At 52.5% G+C, this 22,020-nt stretch carries 19 protein-coding genes and 1 other annotated feature; of the genes, 3 read left to right on the top strand and 16 right to left on the bottom strand.

Annotated features, from left to right (window positions below):
- Positions 1-231: 231 nt before the first annotated feature.
- The 16 genes from wbaP to BLQ59_RS13795 form a co-directional block, all read right to left on the bottom strand.
- A complete protein-coding gene (wbaP, locus tag BLQ59_RS13870; RefSeq protein WP_074573433.1) occupies positions 232-1,656 on the bottom strand; it encodes an undecaprenyl-phosphate galactose phosphotransferase WbaP in 1,425 nt (474 codons plus the stop codon).
- A 122-nt stretch (positions 1,657-1,778) separates the two neighbouring features.
- On the bottom strand, positions 1,779-1,946 hold the full coding sequence (locus tag BLQ59_RS15825; protein WP_074573432.1) for a hypothetical protein: 168 nt from the start codon (positions 1,944-1,946) through the stop codon (positions 1,779-1,781).
- A gap of 232 nt (positions 1,947-2,178) precedes the next feature.
- A complete protein-coding gene (locus BLQ59_RS13860; RefSeq protein ID WP_256324690.1) occupies positions 2,179-2,808 on the bottom strand; it encodes a redox-sensing transcriptional repressor Rex in 630 nt (209 codons plus the stop codon).
- Complete coding sequence (locus BLQ59_RS13855) at positions 2,771-4,528, bottom strand: O-antigen ligase family protein (protein ID WP_074573430.1); 1,758 nt, start codon at positions 4,526-4,528, stop codon at positions 2,771-2,773. The genes BLQ59_RS13860 and BLQ59_RS13855 overlap by 38 nt, the downstream gene beginning before the upstream one ends.
- Positions 4,525-5,838: a bifunctional folylpolyglutamate synthase/dihydrofolate synthase gene (locus BLQ59_RS13850; RefSeq protein ID WP_074573429.1), complete on the bottom strand. Its 1,314-nt coding sequence runs from the start codon at positions 5,836-5,838 to the stop codon at positions 4,525-4,527. The genes BLQ59_RS13855 and BLQ59_RS13850 overlap by 4 nt, the downstream gene beginning before the upstream one ends.
- Positions 5,839-5,852: 14 nt before the next feature.
- Positions 5,853-8,531 (bottom strand): valine--tRNA ligase, encoded by a 2,679-nt coding sequence (locus tag BLQ59_RS13845; protein WP_176756822.1) that lies wholly within the window; start codon positions 8,529-8,531, stop codon positions 5,853-5,855.
- 35 nt (positions 8,532-8,566) lie between these two features.
- Positions 8,567-8,786: a binding site (T-box leader), on the bottom strand.
- Between the two features lie 81 nt (positions 8,787-8,867).
- Complete coding sequence (locus tag BLQ59_RS13840) at positions 8,868-9,257, bottom strand: biotin/lipoyl-containing protein (RefSeq protein WP_074573428.1); 390 nt, start codon at positions 9,255-9,257, stop codon at positions 8,868-8,870.
- A gap of 37 nt (positions 9,258-9,294) precedes the next feature.
- Complete coding sequence (locus tag BLQ59_RS13835; protein ID WP_026765872.1) at positions 9,295-9,450, bottom strand: hypothetical protein; 156 nt, start codon at positions 9,448-9,450, stop codon at positions 9,295-9,297.
- A 26-nt stretch (positions 9,451-9,476) separates the two neighbouring features.
- A complete protein-coding gene (gene mmdA / locus BLQ59_RS13830; protein WP_074573427.1) occupies positions 9,477-11,006 on the bottom strand; it encodes a methylmalonyl-CoA decarboxylase subunit alpha in 1,530 nt (509 codons plus the stop codon).
- A 133-nt stretch (positions 11,007-11,139) separates the two neighbouring features.
- Positions 11,140-12,441: a DUF445 domain-containing protein gene (locus BLQ59_RS13825; protein ID WP_074573426.1), complete on the bottom strand. Its 1,302-nt coding sequence runs from the start codon at positions 12,439-12,441 to the stop codon at positions 11,140-11,142.
- Positions 12,441-13,667 carry a DUF445 domain-containing protein gene (locus BLQ59_RS13820; protein ID WP_074573425.1) on the bottom strand — a complete coding sequence of 409 codons (1,227 nt, stop codon included), beginning with the start codon at positions 13,665-13,667 and terminating at the stop codon, positions 12,441-12,443. Before BLQ59_RS13820 ends, BLQ59_RS13825 begins: the two co-directional genes overlap by 1 nt.
- Positions 13,668-13,702: 35 nt before the next feature.
- Entirely contained in the window at positions 13,703-14,578 is an 876-nt protein-coding gene (gene galU / locus BLQ59_RS13815; protein WP_074573424.1) for a UTP--glucose-1-phosphate uridylyltransferase GalU, read from the bottom strand.
- 70 nt (positions 14,579-14,648) lie between these two features.
- Positions 14,649-15,125, bottom strand: a complete 477-nt coding sequence (locus BLQ59_RS13810; RefSeq protein WP_074573423.1) for a hypothetical protein — start codon at positions 15,123-15,125, stop codon at positions 14,649-14,651.
- On the bottom strand, positions 15,119-15,538 hold the full coding sequence (locus tag BLQ59_RS13805) for a UPF0158 family protein (protein WP_074573422.1): 420 nt from the start codon (positions 15,536-15,538) through the stop codon (positions 15,119-15,121). The genes BLQ59_RS13810 and BLQ59_RS13805 overlap by 7 nt, the downstream gene beginning before the upstream one ends.
- 68 nt (positions 15,539-15,606) lie before the next feature.
- On the bottom strand, positions 15,607-15,918 hold the full coding sequence (locus BLQ59_RS13800) for a hypothetical protein (RefSeq protein ID WP_074573421.1): 312 nt from the start codon (positions 15,916-15,918) through the stop codon (positions 15,607-15,609).
- Positions 15,915-17,240: a sensor histidine kinase gene (locus BLQ59_RS13795; protein WP_074573420.1), complete on the bottom strand. Its 1,326-nt coding sequence runs from the start codon at positions 17,238-17,240 to the stop codon at positions 15,915-15,917. The genes BLQ59_RS13800 and BLQ59_RS13795 overlap by 4 nt, the downstream gene beginning before the upstream one ends.
- A gap of 184 nt (positions 17,241-17,424) precedes the next feature.
- Between BLQ59_RS13795 and BLQ59_RS13790 the strand changes: the two genes are divergently transcribed.
- The 3 genes from BLQ59_RS13790 to BLQ59_RS13780 form a co-directional block, all read left to right on the top strand.
- Positions 17,425-18,153 carry a LytR/AlgR family response regulator transcription factor gene (locus BLQ59_RS13790; protein WP_074573419.1) on the top strand — a complete coding sequence of 243 codons (729 nt, stop codon included), beginning with the start codon at positions 17,425-17,427 and terminating at the stop codon, positions 18,151-18,153.
- A 22-nt stretch (positions 18,154-18,175) separates the two neighbouring features.
- A complete protein-coding gene (locus BLQ59_RS13785) occupies positions 18,176-19,423 on the top strand; it encodes a glycosyltransferase family 8 protein (protein WP_081342589.1) in 1,248 nt (415 codons plus the stop codon).
- 58 nt (positions 19,424-19,481) lie between these two features.
- A partial coding sequence (locus tag BLQ59_RS13780) for a filamentous hemagglutinin N-terminal domain-containing protein (protein ID WP_143005370.1) occupies positions 19,482-22,020 on the top strand: 2,539 nt, incomplete at its 3' end.

Raw genomic sequence — 22,020 nt, 5'->3', positions numbered from 1 at the left:
GGCAGGATGAAACTGATGCCGGCGGCCAATAATGTGCAACCGATGATGATGCCGCCTACCTGTTTTTTGTGGTCGATAGCGATGTTGGCTAATTTACCGAGGTCGATGGTGTCTTCTTCTAAATGTTGTGGTTTATTTTCCATTGAGATTTGCTCCTTAAAGTTATTTTTGAGGTTTAAAACACCTCATCCACCGCCTTGCGGTCCCCCTTCCCCTCAAGGGGAAGGCTTTTTAGTATGCGCCTTTGCCGAAGAGGACAGCGGTGAAGGTTTTGGCCAGGTACATGATATCGAGCCATACGGACCAGTTTCTGACGTACCAGGTATCCATGGTGACTCTTTCCTGAAAGCTGACGTCATTTCTGCCGCTGACCTGCCAGTACCCAGTGATGCCGGGAAGGCTCATGGTTATGGTGCTGAGGTCTTTGCCGATGTCGGCTTTTTCCCTTGGCAGGTAGGGCCTTGGGCCGACCAGGCTCATATCCCCCTTGATGACATTTAGTATCTGCGGCAGTTCGTCGAGACTGTATTTGCGCATCCATGCACCTGCTTTGGTGACTCTGGGATCGTAATCCCGGAGTTTTGCATATTTTTTCCATTCTTCAGCAGCATCAGGGTTCTTTGCCAGATAATCCTTGAGAATTTCATCACCATTGGCATGCATGGAACGGAATTTATAGCATTTGAAATTCCTGCCATCTTTGCCAATGCGGTCTGCATTGTAGAATACACTGCCTTTGGAATCCAGCTTGATGCAAATCGCAAGCGCTAACAGAATCGGACTGATTGCCAATCCGCCGATAGTAGTCAAGGTCAGGTCGAAGACTCGTTTGTAAAACCTGTTGCGTCGCAAGGCTAGATTATTCCTCATATGCAGCATCAGGATTTCTTCGCTGAACAGAGACTGTGCTTCTACATCGGCCATCGGGGTACCAATGAGATCCGGCACATAGGACAGATGCCTTACATGCGGCTGGACTGTAGTAATCAGATGCTGGAGCTTATCCCGTTCCATACCCGGTGCTGTTATGATCACCGTTTGGGCATGGCTGCTTTTTATAATCTGTTCTGCTTCATCCACAGTCCCCAACAGGTTATAATGCTTGGGAATCTTATCCGAAATGGGATTATCGTCAATGAAGCCGGCGATATTATAACGATAGCCCAAGTCATCCTTGAAGAAATGCAGGGCGCGCTCAGCGGTTTTGCCGGCACCGATCATGATTACGTCCTCATAAAGATGATGGCGGTGTTTCAGATAAAAGCTGACGGCCAGTCGTTCGCAGTAAATCGTGATTAGCATTAATAGCCAGAAAACTATGAAAAAAGAACGCGACGCCTGCCAGCTCGTGAAGAAGTACAGCGCAGCCACACAGGCCAGCATGGCATAGGATATGCCGTAGAAGATGCTGCGCACGGTGTAGATAAATGGCTGCATGGTATTGTAGATTTTTGACTGGACGAGGAATAGCAGGAATGTCAGGGGTAGCCAAAAGTATAGATAAGCCCTGTGGATTGACAGATCATAAATTGACGTTGACATTTGACCGGTCAGAATGACGGCCATGTAGTCAGTCAGCAGGAACAGAACCGGTGCCAGATAACGCCTCGCCTTTTGCCTTATGGAATTTTGGGTAGTATCTGCGGTCAATGTCATATAATCCTTTCTGATTTGATTGCCACCTCATCCGAGCGCTTCACGCCCACTGCCCGGGGAGTCCACTGGACTCCCGCGCTTCCGCGCCCCCTCAAGGGGAAGGCTTTTTTCAGCCCGTTTGATTACTTCTCGGCTTTCATGTTGCTGAGGGCGTACTCGCAGCATTGGCGGACAAGGTTGTTTACGGATACCTTTTCGTGTTCGGCTACTTTTGTGAGTTCCTCCAGTAGACTTTGCGGGAGGCGGAATGTTTTATTGATCATTTCTTCGGTCTGACGGACTTCAAACATGGGATTAATTCTTCCTTTCAATTAGTTCTTTTTACACACTCCATTATATTAGCACATATGCCCCCCCCCACAAGACATTATGTAAAAAAAATCATTTTTATCCACAAAAATGTTGTTTTCTGTTATTTTTTGCATTAAAATAAGCGCAAAATGCATTGCTTAAAATTAACAATGTATTTTGCGCTTAACAAAAAGGTTCTTTGTACAAACAAACATACAAAGAACCTTTTGCTTATTTTCTTGTTATATGGTAAGACAGGCTACTAAGCCCCACCGACAAATCTTCATTGACGATATGCATGGAACTTGGCACCTCCATCTTGATGGGGGCAAAGTTCCAGATACCTTTGACGCCAGCGGCTACGAGCTTATCGGCCACACCTTGGGCAAAGGCGGCCGGCACGGCAATGATGCCGATATGGATCTGCCGCTCCTTTACGATCTGTTCCAGATTGGCTACATCTTCCACCTTGATATGGTTCACTGTGGTACCGATAACCTCCGGATCCTGATCGAACAGCGCCACCAAGTTAAACCCCAGGGTGACAAAATTGTGGAAGTTGGCCAGGGCTGCGCCCAGATGGCCGATGCCGACAATGGCAATGTTCCAATGATTGTCCAACCCCAGAATATCTCCGACATTGCGTTTGAGTTCGTTGACGTAATAGCCTACACCCTTTTTGCCGAACTGGCCGAAGGATGCGAGGTCCTTGCGGATCTGCTCCGGCGTGATGCCTAAGCGGCGTCCGAGTTCATCCGAGGATATGATGTCCTTGCCCTCATCCTGCGCCAACCGCAGGGTGCGGAAATACAGGGGCAGCCGGTCAATGGTCGCCTTTGATATGTTCACCTGACTTTTCATCAGCCTCTGCCTCCTTTTTATCATTGGTATTGTCTGCCTGTTTTGCCTCGGTCTCGCTCTCTGCAGCTTCTGCCGCATCTTCAGCGGATTCAGCACTTTCGGCAGTTTCAGCAGCTTCGGCTGTTTCCACAGTTTTCTCTGCCTCATCGCTTGCCGCTGGCTGCTGTTCCTCTTTCTCTTCTGTTTCCATATCCGCCTTCATCTTCTCAGCCAAAGTCGGCTCTGCCGTGACTTTTTCGTCAGGAACCTTCTCGGCCGCCGGGACTTCAGCGGTTATCTCTTCGACCATCTCTTCCTCATCCTGTGGTGGATTGAAAGCGGCCAAAGCAGCGATAAAAGCCATCAGCATCCAGAGGAACATGGATGTCGGAATATTAAACAGCAAATCATCGGTAAAACCATTAAGCGCCACCGAAATCAAGGCAAGTCCCAGACCTAGGGAAGCCCCGCTGAAAAGGCGCCAGTCCTCCCAATGGATGAAATCCTGCCAAAGGGACAGCTGCGGCGTCTCCTCGGGCTGCTGCACGCTGTCGGCCACTTTTTTTAGTTCCACATCCGCTGCCGCTTCTTCGTTGTAATCAAAGGGCGTGGGAGCTGATACGGCCGGCTGCTCTGGCAGGAATCGCTGCTGCAGGGCCAGCCACAAGGAACCGAAGAACAGCCACATAAAGGAAAGCATGCCGGGGATGCCGATTTCCGCCGCATAATTCAAATACATATTATGCGCATGCACGATGAGGATATCGGCACCCTGCAGATAGAAATCATACTCGGGATAGACCTTCCAGTAAGCGCCCCAGCCAATGCCCAGGAACGGATGGTCCTGGATCATGGCAATGGTGCTTTCCCAGAAAGCCAGCCGCATTTCCGAAGAGGTGTCCACCTTGGTAAATACCGAGGTCAGACGCTCATAGAGCACGGGATCTGCCAAAAGCAGTCCAACGCCCACCACGGCACAGGCCAGCAATACCCGCCAGTCCTTGAACATGCCGTAAACGACAAAGATGGCGGCAATCACCAGACAGGCCCCGCGGGCATAAGTCATGGCAAGGCAGGCGGCCGCAGCCACGAGTAACACACCTAAGACGATTTGCTTCCGCTTGGTCCCGGCCTTGACAAACAGGCCAAAGGCCAGGCAGATGATGATATCGAGATAACCGGCCAGGATATTGGGGTTCTCCCAGGTGGAGAACACGCGCTTCCTGAGTTCCGGGAAGGCATCGCCATCCACCCACTTCATGGCGCTGATATCGATGCCGAACAGGAACTGATAGAAGCCATAGAGCAGGACAAACACGGCTGCTGCTCCCACAACCACCAGCAATTCCTTGACCTGCTTGCGGCTGCGCAGATTCTGCCCCACGACGAAGTAAGTCAGCACATAGACGCCCACCAGATTATACCAGTTGTAGAAGCTGAAGGCCTTGTCCGGTGATACCAGGATGGACAACGCACTGAGCAGGACGAACAGTCCTACGGGCACATCAAAGGGCAGATGCCGGAAGGTAAAGTCCTTATCCGAACGGAAGCGCAGGCCGGTCAGGATCGTGGCAAAGAGCAGAGCCGCTGTAGCTGCCGGCGGCAAAAGCGCCAGCAGAAAGGCCTCGGCCAGCACGAACTGCCAGGACCATTTCTCGTATCTTGCCCGCCACTTCTCCCGATTCGCGGCCCGCCGTTTGGCATTGACCGCTCTCATACCGGAGGATTCATTCGCACTCATGCTTCTCCCCCCTTACGCTCAAGCAGCATCTGCCGAAGGCCGCCGACCAGATAGAGGGAACCTGCCATCACGAGCAATTTCTCACCATTGGCCAGTTCCAAAGCCCGATTCATGGCCTCGTCATTGTCAGCCATGGTTTCCACATGCTGCACGAAGCGAGCCACCTGACCGGTCAATACCTGCGGATCGCTGGCCCGGTCCGAATGCGGTACAGTGACCACCACCGTATCATTGGGGCGCAACAGGATGCCGAGCATATGCTCGATATCCTTGTCCTTGAGGATACCAAGCAGGTAAACCCGTTCCTCCACCGGATAGTAAAGGTCCAGACTTTCCCGCAGGGCCTGCATGCCGGCCGGATTATGGGCGCCGTCGATGATGACTTTCTGGCTGCCCATGTCCACCCGCTCAAAGCGGGCCGGCCAGCTCACGAGGCTCAGGGCATCGTCAATGGTCTTGTTCGTGATGCGGCTGTCCAGATTATGGATGAGCTGGGCCGTCATCACCGCCACAGCGGCGTTCTCAATCTGATGCTTGCCCATCAGGTGCAGGGTGAAGGGAACCTTCACCGCACCTAAGAGTCCCGAGGAAAATTCCAGCCGCTGGAAATTACTCTCACAGCTGATGAATTCGGCGCTAAAGTCCTCGCCCGCCACAAAGATATCGGCGTTTTTCTCCTCCGCCGTCTGGCGCAGGATGTCCAGTGCTTCGCCCTGAGCTGCCGTGACCACGGGCACATCATCTTTGATGATGCCCGCCTTGTGATGGGCTACGCCTTCCAGCGTGCCGCCGCAACGGTCCGCATGTTCCAAGGTCACATTGGTGATGACAGAGACTTCCGGCACAATGACATTGGTGGAGTCGAGGAGTCCCCCGAGCCCCACTTCAATCACCGCATACTCCACATGTTTGATGGCAAAGTATACGAAAGCCAATGCCGTGAGCACTTCAAACTGTGTCGGACATTCCTCGCCCTCGGCCACCATCTGGTCCACATAGACCTTGATGGTGCTCAGGCAATCGGCAAATTCCTGCTCACTGATGGGCTGCCCGTCCACCCGGATGCGCTCCGTATAGGAAACGAGATGGGGCGAACTGTAAAAGCCCGTGCGGATGCCTGAATGGCGCAGGATGCCCGCCAGCATGGCGGACACGGAGCCTTTGCCATTGGTTCCCGTCACGTGGATGGTGCGATAGCGTTCCTGCGGTAATTCCAATCTTGCCAGTAATTTTTGAATGCGTTCCAAGCCAAGTCTAATGCCAAATATATTGAGGCTTTCCAGATACTCCAGAGACTCCTCATAGTTCATATAGGACACCCCTATCAAAGTTTAGCCAAGTCCTGCATGCGGCTTTCCACAGATTTTTTCTTTTCCTCGTAACCAGCCAGTTTTTCCTTCTCACCTGCTACGACATCGGCAGGTGCCTTGGCCAGGAAGCCCTCATTGCCCAACTTCTTCGCCAGACGGGAGATTTCTTTGTCCAGTTTTTCCAGTTCTTTATTGAGGCGGGCCGTTTCCTTCTCCACATCGATAAGGCCTTTGAGCGGCAAGAATACTTCCACGCCGCTGACCACACCGGCCATGGCGTTTTCAGGCTTAGCAGCACCGGCAGGCAGGATCGTGATGGGATCAGAGGATGCCAGCTTGTCCAGATAGCTCTGGTTTTCCGTGAATACGGCACGCAGGCTCTCGTCCGTGAAGGAGAGGATCAGTTCGCTCTTCTTGCTCGGAGCCGCACCGACTTCGGCACGCATGTTGCGGACGGTCTTGATGGTTTCCATGATGGCCGTCATATCGGCTTCGATCTCATCGCTGATGCAGCCTGCATCGCCAGCCGGCCATTCGGTTTCCATGATGCTCTTGAGTGCTTCATCATGGGGTACCTTCTGCCAGATTTCTTCCGTGAGGAACGGCATGAACGGATGCAGCAGACGCAGCGTGCCTTCCAGAACATAACGCAGCACATAGAGGGCCGTATTGCGGGCCTGTGCATTTTCCTTGTCATAGAGGCGGGCCTTCGTGAGTTCGATATACCAGTCGCAGAATTCATTCCAGATGAATTCATAAAGCATGCGGGCGGCTTCACCGAGCTCGAACTTATCAAGGTTTTCCGTCACATCGCGCTGCGTGCGGGCATAGCGCGAGAGAATCCAGCGGTCAGCCAGCGTATAATCCTCTTCGCCCGGCTTGAAGTTCTTATCATAGCCTTCTTCGAGGTTCATGAGCATATAGCGGGAAGCGTTCCAGATCTTGTTGGCGAAGTTGCGGGCACTTTCCACACGTTCCCAGTAGAAGCGCATATCGTTGCCAGGCGTGTTGCCCGTGATCAGCATGAAGCGCAGCGTATCGGCACCATACTTTTCGATGACTTCCACGGGATCGATACCGTTGCCCAGGGACTTGCTCATCTTGCGGCCCTGGCTGTCGCGCACGAGGCCATGGATGAATACATGATGGAACGGGATGTCCTTGCCAAATTCCAGGCCCATCATGACCATGCGGGCTACCCAGAAGAAGATGATGTCATAGCCCGTCACGAGCGTTGCCGTCGGATAGAAGTGCTTGAGCTCCTCCGTCTCCTGCGGCCAGCCCATGGTTTCAAACGGCCAGAGGCCGGAGCTGAACCAGGTATCGAGTACGTCTTCGTCCTGATGGATATGCTTGCTATGGCAGTGCGGGCACTCCGTGAGGTCCGTGCGGGATACGCTGGTCTCACCGCAGTCATCGCAATACCAGGCTGGGATGCGATGTCCCCACCAGAGCTGGCGGGAAATGCACCAGTCGCGGATGTTTTCGAGCCACTGCAGGTAAATCTTGCTGAAGCGTTCCGGCACGAACTTGATGCGGCCGTCCTGCACAGCTTCCATAGCCGGTTTAGCCAAGCTTTCCATCTTGACGAACCACTGCTTGGAAACCAGCGGTTCAATCGTGCTATGGCAGCGGGAGCAATGGCCTACGGCATGTTCATGGTCTTCCACAGAAACCAGCACGCCGAGTTCTTCAAGTTCCTTGACGAGGGCCTTGCGGCATTCATAGCGGTCCATGCCATTGTATTTGCCAGCGCCTTCGCCCATCGTGCCGTCGTTGTTGATGACCTTGATCTGTTCGAGGTTGTGGCGCAGGCCCATCTCAAAGTCATTAGGATCGTGTGCCGGCGTAACCTTTACAGCACCCGTACCGAATTCCTTGTCGACGTATTCATCGGCAAACAGCGGAATGCGGCGGTTGACGATCGGCAGGATCAGGGTCTTACCCACGATGTCCTTATAGCGTTCATCTTCCGGATGCACGGCTACGCCCGTATCACCAAACATGGTTTCGGGACGAGTGGTGGCGATTTCCACATAGCGATCCTCGCCCTCTACCTGATAGCGCAGGTGCCAGAGATGGCCGGCTTCATTCTCATGTTCCACTTCGATATCGGAAATAGCCGTATTGCAATGCGGGCACCAGTTGGTGATGCGCGTACCCTGATAGATCAGGCCTTTTTCATAGAGGCTTACGAACACCTCGCGCACAGCAGCCGAGCAGCCTTCGTCCATCGTGAAGCGCTGACGATCCCAGTCACAGGAGGAACCCAAAGAGCGCAGCTGGGACATGATGCGGTTGCCATACTGTTCCTTCCAATCCCAGACGCGTTCCAGGAACTTCTCGCGGCCCAGGTCATAGCGCGTCTTGCCCTCTTCACGCAGGGCGGCTTCCACTTTGGCCTGCGTGGCGATGCCGGCATGGTCGCAGCCCGGCACCCAAACGGCATTATAGCCCTGCATGCGGCGGAAACGGATCAGGATATCCTGCAGCGTGTTGTCCAATGCATGGCCCATATGGAGCTGCCCCGTGACGTTTGGCGGCGGGATTACCATGCTGTACGGCTTCTTGCTCTTATCGACCTCTGCATGGAAGAGTTTGTTATCCTCCCAGAACTTATACCATTTCTTTTCAAACGACTGCGGATCATAAACTTTCGGAATGTTGTTTTCCTGTTCCAAAACTTCGCTCATCTTTATCCTCCTTCAAAATAAAAAGCGCTTCCGCCCCAAAGGACGAAAGCGCATACTTTCGTGGTACCACCAATGTTCCTGGTCGGTCAGATGACCGGTCAGCTCAAAGCCTTAACGCGGCGAACGTCCAAACCTACTGTCTTTCAGTCTGGAAGCTCAAAAGCGACCTTCACGCCCGCTGCCCGAAAACTTACACCAACCGTTTTCTCTCTATGCCGCAGCTAAGACCTTACTCCTCTTTCTCATTGCCTTGCTATTCACTTGATACGGCGTTAATTTTACCACAAAATCAAGCACATGGCAATGGAAACACTGGTAAATATCCCGTAAAATCAATCAGCCCAGGATAACCAGGGATTCATGAGCCTTAACGCTCTGGCCGGCAGCCACGTTGAAGGTCTTGACGACACCGTCAGCGTCAGCTGCGATTTCGTTCTGCATCTTCATAGCTTCGAGGATCAGCAGCGTTTCGCCAGCTTTTACAGCCTGGCCTTCGCTGGCTACGAGCTTCACGATCTTGCCCGGCATCGGAGCATCGATGGAGTGCTCACCAGCGCCAGCAGCAACAGCAGCCTTAGCCGGTGCAGCGGGAGCTGCAGGAGCAGCCGGAGCCGGAGCGGCTTTCGGTGCAGCCGGTGCAGCTTTCGGAGCTGCAACAGCGGATTTTACTTCTTCAACTTCGACTTCATAAGCCGTACCATTAACCGTGATATTGAACTTTTTCATTCGTTATTCCCCCATAGTAGATTTGCGTGGCAAAGGATCAGAAAGGACGAGCCAGCCCGCCGCGGGCGGACAGTGCCCAGACATCGCTGCGCTTGATGCGCACAGCTACGACCTTGTTGCCCATCATCATCTGTACAGCAGCCGTGATTGCGGCTACAACTTCTGGCGAAGCGCCATTTGCTTCAGTTTTCATGGTAAAAGACCTCCGAAAAATACAGCTTAGAGCGGAATGCACCCGTGTTTCTTAGCCGGGCCAACTTCGCGCTTGCTGGCAAGAGCATTCAGGGCCGTGATGATGTAAGGACGGGTTTCCTTCGGCTCGATGACCATATCCACGTAACCGCGTTCAGCAGCTACATACGGCGTAGCGAAGTTCTCCACGTATTCTGCCGTCTTGGCATCCTTGTCCGGATCCTTGCGGAAGATGATGTTGGCTGCACCAGCCGGGCCCATAACTGCGATTTCGGACGTCGGCCAAGCCATAACCTGGTCAGCGCCGAGTTCACGGCAGCACATAGCGATGTAGGAACCGCCATAAGCCTTACGCGTGATGACCGTAACCTTAGGAACGGTTGCTTCACTGTATGCATAGAGCATCTTCGCGCCATGACGGATGATGCCGTTGTATTCCTGATCGACACCCGGCAGGAAGCCCGGTACGTCAACGAGGTTGACCAGAGGAATGTTGAAGGCATCGCAGAAGCGGATGAAGCGGGCAGATTTATCGGATGCATCCACATCGAGGCAGCCAGCCATTACGCTCGGCTGGTTGGCGATGATACCAACGCTGCGGCCATCGAAACGGGCGAAGCAGCAGATGATGTTGGTAGCAAAGTGCTCATGCACTTCATAGAATTCGCCATTATCGACGATGGAACGGATGACGTCCTTCATGTCATAAGGAGCGTTTGGATTATCCGGGATAACCGTGTTCAGGCTTTCATCCTGACGGTCCGGATCGTCGCCGGTTTCCACAACCGGTGCATCCTCCATGTTGTTGGAGGGCAGGAAGGACAGCAGGTAACGGATCTGCTTGATGCAGTCGTCTTCGTCCTCTGCGGCAAAATGCGCCACACCGCTGCGGGTGTTGTGCGTCATAGCACCGCCGAGAGCTTCTGCCGTCACTTCTTCAGCCGTAACGGATTTGATAACCGCCGGGCCGGTGATAAACATCTGGCTGGTGTTCTTTACCATGTAAATAAAGTCCGTGATTGCCGGGCTATATACAGCACCGCCTGCGCAGGGGCCCATGATTACGGAAATCTGCGGAATCACGCCGGATGCTGCCGTGTTGCGGAAGAAAATACCGCCATAACCGGACAGGGCATCGACTGCTTCCTGAATGCGGGCACCGCCGGAATCGTTGATGCCGATGCAGGGAGCACCCATCTTCATGGCCAGATCCATTACCTTCCAAATCTTATGGGCATGCTTTTCACCCAGGGAACCACCTTCAACGGTGAAGTCCTGAGCATAAGCATAGACCAGACGGCCATCCACCGTGCCGTAACCGGTCACTACGCCTTCGCCCGGGAGCTCTTTCTTCTCCTGGCCGAAGTTGGTGCAACGATGTTTCATGAACATATCCAGTTCCACAAAGGTGCCCTCATCGAAGAGCTTAGCAATGCGCTCACGCGCCGTCTGCTTACCTTTGGCATGCTGCTTCTCAATGCGGGCCGCACCGCCGCCCTGCATGATATGTTCTTTCTTAGCATGCATTAATTCGATTTTCTCTTGAACAGTAGCCATTGTATACCTCCTATGACGGTTTTTTACACTACCGTGTCACAAAGTATATTATAGTCTATGTGGTCTATAAAATCCAGCTATTTTAGGTTAAATATTTTTTATTTAGCAGTTTTTTCTATTATTTTCCAGGCTTTCAGGCGACAAGCTTGAACAAAATGAACAGCACCAGACCGATGCTGGCCCCGACGATGGAACCATTCATGCGGATCCAAAGCAGATCCGGTTCCACCTTGTCGTAGACCAACCGATTCAGCTGCTCATCCGTAAGCCCAGAGAGCACCGAGCGCACAATCACGCCAATGAGCTGCTGAGCATGGAGAGCCGAGCGGGCAATGACATCAAAAAGGAACGAACTGATCACTTTACGCAGTTCCGCATCCTCTTCCATCAGCTGCAAGGTCTTCTGATATTCCAGGCTGATGAGTTCTTCCAGCCGGGAACGCAACGCCGGCATATGCTCAGCCAGCGGATCTACGTCCATGGCCTTATCCTGCAGGAAGTGTTCCCGCAGGTTGGTAAAAATCTGTTCCAAAGCCGGCTCCAAAGGCAGGTCCCGCAGCAGGCTGTCTTTCAGTTCATGCACCAGCTGGTGGAACTCCGGCTCATGATTGAGTTCGGCGGATTTTTCATAGAACAGCCCCAATAGCGATTGCTGCAGCGGCGAATCCTCTGTGCCCAGCTCCTCCAGCATCGCCAGGATCTGCTTCTGCATAAGCTGCGCCGCTTCCCCATAGTTCACGAGGTCCACGGCCTGCAACGCAAAGGAAGCCAGTTTGGCCCATGGGTTATCATTGATCTTTTCGGCTTCATAATCTTCCAGCATCTGCTGCAGATTCTGCCGCATCTCTTCCGTGGCTGCCTGCTTATGCCAATATTGCGCCAGCCGCTTGACAAAGGCCTTGTCCTTGCCGGTCTGCTGCAGCCAGCTGCCCCAAAGCGCGAAGAAATCCTCCGGCTCGATGGCATTTAGTGCGTCCCTGGCCTTGGCCGCCAGCACGCTTGAATGTTTCCCCGCCTCCTGCGTGAGCAGGAAATCCCGCAGATAGTTCACGAGCTGCATGACGAGCCGGCTTTCCGTGGCCGGTTCGCGCAGCCAGCCCATCAGCATGGGCATGATATGCAATCGCTCCAGATGATGGAAAATCTTGCGCTTGGAGAAAAATTCCTTCTGCACCAGGGTGACCGAAGCCTGGATGAACGCATCCCGGCGCCGGGGCAGGATGGCGGTATGATAGGGAAAGCCTAATGGCTTGCGGAATAGTGCCGTCACAGCAAACCAGTCGGCGATACCGCCCACCAGTGCCGCTTCACTGGCAAAGAGGAACGCGGCCGCCAACACGCTGTCCCGATACTGCAGATGCAGCGCCAGAGCGGTCAGGAAACAGACAAGCACCAGCAGCAAGGTCTTGTCCGCCTTGTTCATGCCTCTGTTCATCAGCCCCACATCCTTTCTGCCACGGCAATGAGGATATACAGGCCCATGCCTGCCAAAGCCCCCACGATCGATCCATTGATGCGGATCATCTGCAGGTCATCCTGCACCTTGTCTTCCACGAATTCCACCAATTCATCATCGGAGAACTCATTGAGACGCTCCCGGATGATTCCCGGAATCAGGGCATGATGCTTGCTGAGTTCAGAGCGCAGGAAATCCTTCAGCATCTGATCGAATTTTGCCTGCCAGGCCGCGGACCTGATGTATTCGTCAATACGTTCATCCGTATAGGCATTGACCTGTTCCAGCCAGAATGGATTATCCCCTTTGAGATTGGCTTCCATCCAGCGGGCCAGATAATCAGTCAGGTCGATATGCTCCAGCAGCTGCTCCTTGCGGTCCAGCAGGATATCCTTGAGACGCTCATCCTGACTCAGGCTGATCAACATGGCCATCAGCCCGGATTTGAGCAGTTCATGGTCCTGACCGCTGCGCCAAAGGGCCAGCTTCTCCTTCATGCGCTCCACCAGCAGGGAAAGTATCTTCTCATCGCTAAGCCCTAAAGACGCGATGATCAGTGCCCGCCCCGCCGAATCCTTCTCATAGTTTTCCCGCAGCATGCGGATATGCGCGAGGATTGCATTCTGCAAAGCCGGCGACAGGATGATCTGTTCCCCCACCAGCAGCATGCTCCCCAGCAGCCGTTCGCTGTGCTTGTTCATGGCCAGCAGCCGCAGGACTTCCGGCAGGATATTCTCCAACGGGAAACTGCTGATGCCCTGCTTGATTGCCGGCATGAGCTCCTGCGCAATGCGCTGGGAATCCAGCCCATTGACGGCTTTCAAGAGCACCGTGTTCACCACTTCATGCACTTTCTCCCGCCCGCCCCGGTGGAGGAAATATTCCGCCAACAAGGTCCCGGTGTTCTGTTTTTCCACGACCTGCATGATATTATCGGTACTCAGCAGGTCCTCACTGGCGAAGGTCACCAGCGCATCCATAATGCGGGCGCGGTTGCGCCGCAGGATATCCGTGCGGTAGGAAATTCCCAGCGGCCTATGAAAAATGGCGGTCACGGCAAACCAATCTGCCAGACCGCCAATCGTCGCCGCCAAAAATCCATGATGTACCATGGCTGCGGGGAACGTCCCCGTCAGCCCCATGGTCCCCAGAAAACCTGCCGCACTGATACCTAAGGCCAGATTGGCTTTATTTTTTTTCTGCAAGAGTCACACCTCAGATCCATCAGCTGCTCAATAGCTCAGAAACTCTTGGTAAGTTCCGTCAAATAATCCTTAAAAGCAACGCCCAGATCTTCACGGCGCAGGGCAAATTCCACCGTAGCCTTCAGGAAGCCCAGCTTATCGCCTACATCATAGCGCTTGCCCTCAAAGTCATAAGCATAGACCGCATCCTGACGGGCCAGCACCTTCAAGGCATCCGTCAGCTGGATTTCCCCGCCTTTGCCTGGCTTCGTTTCAGCCAGGATATCAAAGATCTGCGGCTTGATGATATAACGGCCAAGCACTGCCATACGGCTGGGCGCCTCTTCCCTTGCCGGTTTTTCCACCATGTCCGATACGCGCATCAGGCGGTCGTTATCCGTCTGCGTTCCGGCTACGATACCGTAGGCCGATACCTTTTCCTCGGGCACGTTCTGGCAGCCCAGCACGGAACCGCCCGTAGCCTCATAGATATCAATGAGCTGCGCGAGCGCCGGCTTCTGCGGGTTATAGACCACATCATCCCCCAAGAGCACCGCGAACGGCTCGTTCTCCATAAAGGAGCGAGCGCAGAGGATTGCATCGCCCAGGCCGCGCATATAGCGCTGGCGGATGTAATGGACGTTGATATCCGCTGTTTCCAGTACCATCTGCAGAAGATCATCCTTGCCCTTCTTCTTCAGTTCCATCTCCAGCGCCGGCGCACTGTCGAAATGGTCTTCGATGGCGCGCTTGCCATGACCACTGATGATCAGGATATCCTCGATCCCGCTGGCCTTGGCCTCTTCCACGATGTACTGAATGGTCGGCTTATCCACGATTGGCAGCATTTCCTTCGGTGTCGCCTTGGTGGCAGGCAGGAATCTCGTCCCAAATCCAGCCGCCGGAATCACTGCTTTTCTGATTTTCTGCATAAAAAAATCCCCTAACTATAATTTATTTTCCCATTGATATATTATACACAAAAATTCTATTTCTGCCAATTCAACGGAACACCGTCCAGAGGACCAACAGGACTGCCAGCAGTAACTTCCCGCTTACTGCTGCCATAGTGACGTAATTCCAGACCGACTTCACATCGTCAAAGCTTTCCGTCAGGATAGCCGCTACATCCGCATCTTCCGCCTTCAGCTCCCGATAACGGTAGATATTGCGTCCCACATCGACCAGCAGGGCTGCAATTGCCAGAAAAAATATCCCCAGCTGCCAGGGGCGCAGCTGCACATATTGATAGGTCAGGAAAAAGCCCACGCAGTCAAAGACGAGCAGCAGGACACCAATCCCCAGCATCATGCGGGTGATGGTTTCCCCGGAGAAGAAATTTCCCAGGGATTCGATCTCATCCCGCTTTTCCTTCTGTCTGGCATCATCGGCGTCCGCACCTAACCGCTCCATGATGATCTTCATGGAGGAGCCATTGCTCAGCAGCCAAAAGAATGCATAGCACTGTACCATCAACATTTTTCTTCCTCATACTCCAAGGCATTTTCTTCACAATAATCCCGGGCAACGCTCACAAAATATTCCTGCTTGAAACTGTCCCAGGCAGCTTTGAGCAGCAAGCGCTTGATCTGCTGCCGGAATTTCAGCTGGGCTCCGGTCTGCTGCAACACTTCCAATAGCCGCGCTTTGACTTCGTCCTTCTGCGCATTGGCAAAGCTCTCCATCAGGTTATGTTCCTCACTGTCCACCGCATTGGGCAGGGGAATGTAATGTTCCCAGTCATCCTCGATATCAAAGACATGATTGAGGAGCTCTTCCTCACCCAGATCATCCTGCATGATGATGACCTTGCCGCTGGCGATATCGATATAACCCTGATGCATATCCGACTGGGACAGCGCATGGGCCAGTTCCTGTAAATTCACTTTCATAGATTAAATCTTACCTCCGCTTACAATGTATATCTATTTTCTAACATTTATGCACAAAAAGCAAGGGGTTACTTTCCCTGCCGTATTTTCCGGATGGATTCCTGCTGGCTGGCAATATGCTCCAGCGCGGCTTTTATATTCCCCTCTTCGAGCAGGGCATACAGCATCCGGTAATGATGCCGCAGGTCATGGCGCAGTATCCGCGTACTCTCAATGCCCTGCTGGACGACATTCGTTTCGCGCTTCAGCGCCTCGAGCCGCAGGCGCATAAGCCTATTGGCCTGTTCCTGCCGCAGGCGCTCTTTTGCTTCGCGGATCAACAGCAGGTAAACCACAATCAGCTGCACGAAAGTGATCAATAAGGCAAGAAGAAGTTTCATTTGCCGCCCTCCCAATAGATAAAGAGCCGTACCCGTCCATTTTCCTGCGAAAAATCCACATAGCCATCGTATTTGAGCAGGAAGTTTTTCAGCGATAACGTGCCGATTCCATGACCGGCTTGTTTATGTTTCGTTTCCGGCAGGCCCTCTTCCGTAAGCTGCAGTTTCCGAGTGCAGGTATTGACGATTTCCAGTACGCACTGCCGGCCATTATGCTGCAGGATCAGGGACAACTCCGGCCGGGGGCAGCCCGCACAGGCCTGTATGGCATTTTCCAGCAGATTGGAGAGCAGCACGGCCAGATCGTTTTCATCGGTGGCCAATTCCTTGGGCAGGTTGACCTTCTGCCGAACCGCAATCCCCTGTTCATCCGCCCGCCGCAGATACAGGGAGATTGCCGCATTGACAATCGGGGATCTGCAATAGGCACGAATGGACACCGTGCCCAACAGCTGCTCCTGACTCTCGATGAATGCCTTGGCCGCCGTCACATCTCCCCGGTTCAATAATGCCTGCAATCTTTCATAGACAGCCAGCAGATTGTCCTGCATACGCTCCGCCTGTGCCTTATGATCCTGCATCAGCTGCCGGTATTCTTCCAGATAGGAAATCTCCCGCTGCATGATTTCCCCATTGTGACGGTTGAGCGACCTGTCATAGAACTGCCCGGCAGCCTCGACGATATAGCGATAGGCAAAGACAAAGGCCATCGGCAGGCACAGGCGGGAAATACGCTCCGCCCAGCTATGCCAGAGCTGGGCATCGGCAATCAGCACGATATGACCGGACAGCATGAGAAAAGGCAGCAGGGCGATATAGATTCCCCAAGGCTTACGGGCCAAGAGAGCCGCATCCGGCAGGATATTTTTGAAGAAGCGCCACTCCACCGGCAGCAGCAGGGTAAACCAGATCAGATACAGGAACGGATGCACCAGGATAACCGTCGCTTCCGCTTCTTCCGCCATAAGCAGGGAGACGGCAATATTGCTCCAGTTATGCGTGATGAAACTCCAAAGTGCCACCATGCCCAACACGAAGATATGCGCCAGTTTTCGTCCGGGAAGAGCCCGCATGAAAATGACCATATAGGGAATCCAGCCCAGCATCAGCACCGTTTTATAAGCCACAATCACCAGGCCTGTCTGCCAGAAGATCCCCCAATAGATGAACAGACTCATCCCACTCCAGGTGATGAAATTCTGCCATAGGGGACGAATCTCTTCCGGCTTCATCTGTTCACGAAAAGCCAGGAAACGCAGGTAAGCGCCAGCCAATTGCACAAGCACAATGGCCGTGCAAAAAATCAGTACAAGCAGCGACAAGATTCTCCCCCCTTTCTCCGAATTTTTACAGCGGATTATTCAATGGTGCGCAACTAAATACATCACTTTTTGGAAAAACTCATCACTTTTTAAGAAACTATAGAAATCTTTCCTATTTTATGGTATTTTAAAAGCAAAGTGAATAGTAAATATTGACTGAAAATAACGCAAAAGAGGTGTTCACATGAAAATCGCCATTGTTGATGACAAAACATCGGATCTGCTGGCAGCAGAATCCCATCTGCTCCGCTATCTGCGGCAGACTCATCCGGGAATTATCGGCCGGCTGCGCATCGAGACTTTTTCCTCCGGCGAAGAGCTGCTTGAAAATTTTGAAATAGGCAGGTTCTCCCTGATTCTTCTCGATATCTACATGGGGACCATGACCGGGCTCGAAACCGCCGAGGCCATCCGTCAGCAGGACGAAAAAGTGCCCATCATCTTTTTGACCACCAGTTCCGAACATCTGCTGGAAGGCTACCGCGTCTTTGCCGCCGGTTACTTCATCAAACCGCTGGCCAACAACACCAACGAATTTGCCAGGACCTTCGAGCACATCCTGCCGGAACTCATGGCGCAGGAAAAAGATATCAGCATTCCGGTAGCGGGCGAGAATGTGGATATTCCCTTCCGCAATATCGTCTATGTGGATATCAACGACCAGCACACCCTGCGGCTGCATCTGGCCGAGACGGATGTGGATACCCTGATGCCCTATGCCAACTGCTCCGAGATTCTCCTGCAGGACAATCGCTTCCTCGAATGTCATCACCGCATCATCCTCAATATGGATTATGTGAGCCTGATGGACAAGGAAGAATTCATCCTCAAGGACGGTTCCAAGATTCCAATCAGCCAGCGGCGCAAACGCGATGCCAAGGTCAGCTATATGAGTTATCTGGCCCATCGCTAGGAGGTGACCAGCCACGAAACGCATCCATGTTGCTTATACCTTATCGGATACAAAGAATACATATAGTAAATTTCTCGGTGCCTCCCTGAATTCCCTGCTGCTGCACACAAAATCACCAGTAACAATCCATCTGTTGCACGATGGCAGCATCAGTGAAACCAACCGCGAAAAGTTCCGGCAACTGACAGCTGCCTTCAGGGCTGAACTTCACTTCTACGATATCCCGGCGGAACATGCTGAGCTGCTGGCCCGCGGGCGGGAGATTTTCGCTGCGGGCCTGGCCTCCCAGCGTTTCACGAGCGTCAATATGTACCGCCTGCTGCTGGCACAAGTCCTGCCGGACAGTGTCACGCGTGTCATCTATCTGGACGCTGACACCATTGTCAATTTGGATATCGCTTCACTCTGGCAGGAGGATTTAGGCCGCTTTCCACTTGGGGCGGTGCCGGATCTGTCAGTGGCAGAACATTTTGGTCAGGCAGATAAGGCCCGCGCCAGTTCTTCCTTCCTCTACGAAAAATGCGGCGCCACCAAGGAAACGGTTTTCAATTCGGGCATCCTGCTGCTGGATCTGGAGCAGCTGCGCTCACGAAACCTGTTTCTGGATGGACTGGCGTTCCTTGCCCAATACGAGGATGACTTTGACTCCTATGACAATGACATACTCATTGCCTTCTATGGCGACAACTATCAGCATCTGCCCTGGCAGTACAGCATCCATACGAAATGGGCCCGCGCATTTGACCGGTCAAATGTCAGAACGCTTCCCCCCGGCATCTACCACTATCGGGGGCGGGATTACGGACTTGACCTGTCAGATTGCTATAACCGGCTGTTCCTGACCAATCTGCGGCAGACGCCCTGGTGGCAGGAAGACATCATCAGCAAAAGCTATCAGCTCACAAGAGAAATAGCCCTGACCAACATCCAAAACCGCCTGCGGCAGATCCGGCAGATTGAAAACACCTGCCGCCGCAAAAAGCGCGTCTTTATGGGGCTGGCCGGGGATGAAGCAAGGCTGCGTCAGGACTTTGAGCTGACGCCGGAGGAGCATTTCATTGCGCTGGCCCCCGGCGGCCAGCTGCCGCTCCCTTATGATCCACGTACCCATATCTACCTTATCTTCTGGTCAAACTATGGAGAGGTCAAGGCTCTGCTCGAAAAAGCAGGCCTGCAGGAATACGAAGACTTCGCCGACGGCACCCGGCTGATGCCGGAGCAGTCCGGCGATATCTTCCCCACGGAATTGACGGTACTCTGGCAAATCTAGTCAGATTACATATAAAGGATTAAGCGGGGCTCTGCCCCTGCCGAAAGGATGGTAAATCATGAGTAAGAGAAAACATCAGCGCCTGTTATTGGCTGTGCAAGCGGGATTACTGGCCGCCAGCATCGGGCTCTATCAGCCGGCAGTTGAAGCGGTAAGCAATGTAACGCATACACTGCCCGACGGCGGTATCAGCACTACTGCTGAATTTGCAAAACCTGCTGTTGACCGCCTGGAAATAACCGGTCACGCTAACAACAATGTCATCGCCTGGGATTCTTTTAACGTCGGTCAATATGATACAGTAAAATTCACCAATGACAAAAACTATCTTAATTACGTTGCTGGCACGGATCGTTCCTTTATCGACGGCACGATTTCCGGCGGCGGCAAAGTCTATATCATCAACCCGCATGGCGTAATCTTCGGTGAGCATGCCGTGATTCAAAATGTCGGCAGCCTCTATGCCTCCACCCGGAATCTGACTGAAGCGGATTTCACAGCATTCAAGGAAGGTGGCAGTCTGGCGAATACCGCTACTCTCGGCGGAGATATTGTCAACCGCGCAAACCTCAGTGATATGAATATCACGCTGGAAGGCGATACTATCACCTTCAGCCATTCTGTCCTGAACGACACTGCCGCCACGGTTGGCGGCGGGGCAAATTATACAGTCAATTCAGGTGCCGAAGTACATGTAGGCTACAGTGGGGATACTGTACCTGCCTCTGTTGCTAATTTATCTAATGGTAATGTAGGTTACTACAAGCTGACCAATGACCTGAGCACGTTGTCATCTGGCAGACAATATATGCTAAGCGGCGATGTTACTTCAAATTCATCCATCGCTGCAACGGAAATTCACCTCGATGGCGCAGGCTATCAGATCACGCTGAATGGTGCTCCCTTATTCAACAGCATTGAAAACAGCGGTATTTACAATCTTAACCTGGCAGGTTCTGTGTCAGCCACCAATGCTATCTATACCGGCGCCTTGGCCAATCAGATCTCAAGTTCTACGATTACCAGCGTAACAAACAATGCATCCGTAGCCGGCACATACACTAATGCAATCAACAGTTCTGATGCGAGTGATGGCATCTATATTGGTGGCATTGCAGGCTTTATCGATGAGCCTACCAAAATCAAAAACGTCAGCAATCAAGGCGACGTATCCTCAACTAACGGAACTGCTTATACCACATATATCGGCGGTATTGCCGGCCTGCTTACCGGTTCTCCTGCTACCAATTCTACAGATTCTGCAGTTATAAGTGAATCACCGAGAGTCACTAGTGTCTATAACACCAGTGAAATAAAGGAAAACGGCACAGCTACAAACTCTTACGCCGGCGGTATTGCTGGTGTAGTGGAGATTTCCTCTGTGTATGAAAATAGCGCCTATATTGACTTTGTTGTGGCCATCGATAAGAGTTACAACACCGGTGACGTAACTGCCAAAAACAGCGGCGGTCTTATCGGCCTTTCCCGTTCTAATAAACAACACACTGATACTAACAGCAAAAACCAAATGTCCAATTCCTATAACACCGGTACAATAAGTGGCACCACCATTGGACTTGCCTCCTCTGATAGCCTCATAAAATTCACCAATTCCTATGATAAGGTGGCCAATACATATTATAAAGAAGCCAATACAGCTCCGGTTACTGCGGATAATATTACCGATGGCGGCGCTTGGCGCGTGTATAATAACCAGCCTGTCCTCACAGCCTTCCTGCAGAGGCTCGAATTGGATGATGCCACCTATACCTATGATGGACAGTCCCATTCCCTCTTCACCACCTATGGCCCAACCGCACATTTAAAGGGATACACCACGATCGTTTCTGCCACGAATTACACCAAAGAGCCTCTTACGCAATCTTTGCTTTACTCCGACCAGCACGGCTACAACCTCACCAACACCACGCCTAAGCTGACCATCAAACAGGCCGACCTGACCTTCACCGCCAACGAGGCCTCCAAGACCTACGACGGCACAAAGGACGTTATCGGTGACAACACCTATACTCATACTGACCTTGTCAATGGCGAATACATCAGCGTTGAGCCCACGGTTGCTTACGATAGTGCCAATGTCAATGACAAGTCCAAGGGTGAATATAGAACCGTTGATTTCATCACTTATGCCACTATTCTCAACAACAATGGCGAAGACACCACCAAGAACTACAACATCCTATACAAGCCTAATAAGCAAAGTGAAATAAAACAGGCCGACCTAACCTTTACCGCCAACGAGGCCTCCAAGACCTACGACGGCACAAAGGACGTTATCGGTGACAATACCTATACTCATACTGCCCTTGTCAATGACGAATACATCAGTGTTGACCCCACGGTTGCTTACGATAATGCCAATGTCAATGACAAGTCCAAGGGTGAATATAGAACCGTTGATTTCACCAAATATGCTACTATTCTCAACAAACAGGGCGAAGACACCACCCAAAACTACAACATCACATACAAGCCTAATGAGCAAAGTGAAATAAAACAGGCCAACCTGACCTTTACCGCTAACGAGGCCTCCAAGACCTACGACGGCACAAAGGACGTTATCGGTGACAATACCT

Source organism: Pseudoselenomonas ruminantium, from assembly GCF_900104055.1.
Classification (GTDB): Bacteria; Bacillota; Negativicutes; order Selenomonadales; family Selenomonadaceae; genus Selenomonas_A; species Selenomonas_A ruminantium_C.
The sequence above is the reverse complement of the archived record's forward strand: the minus strand, read 5'-3'. Positions and strand labels throughout refer to the sequence as shown.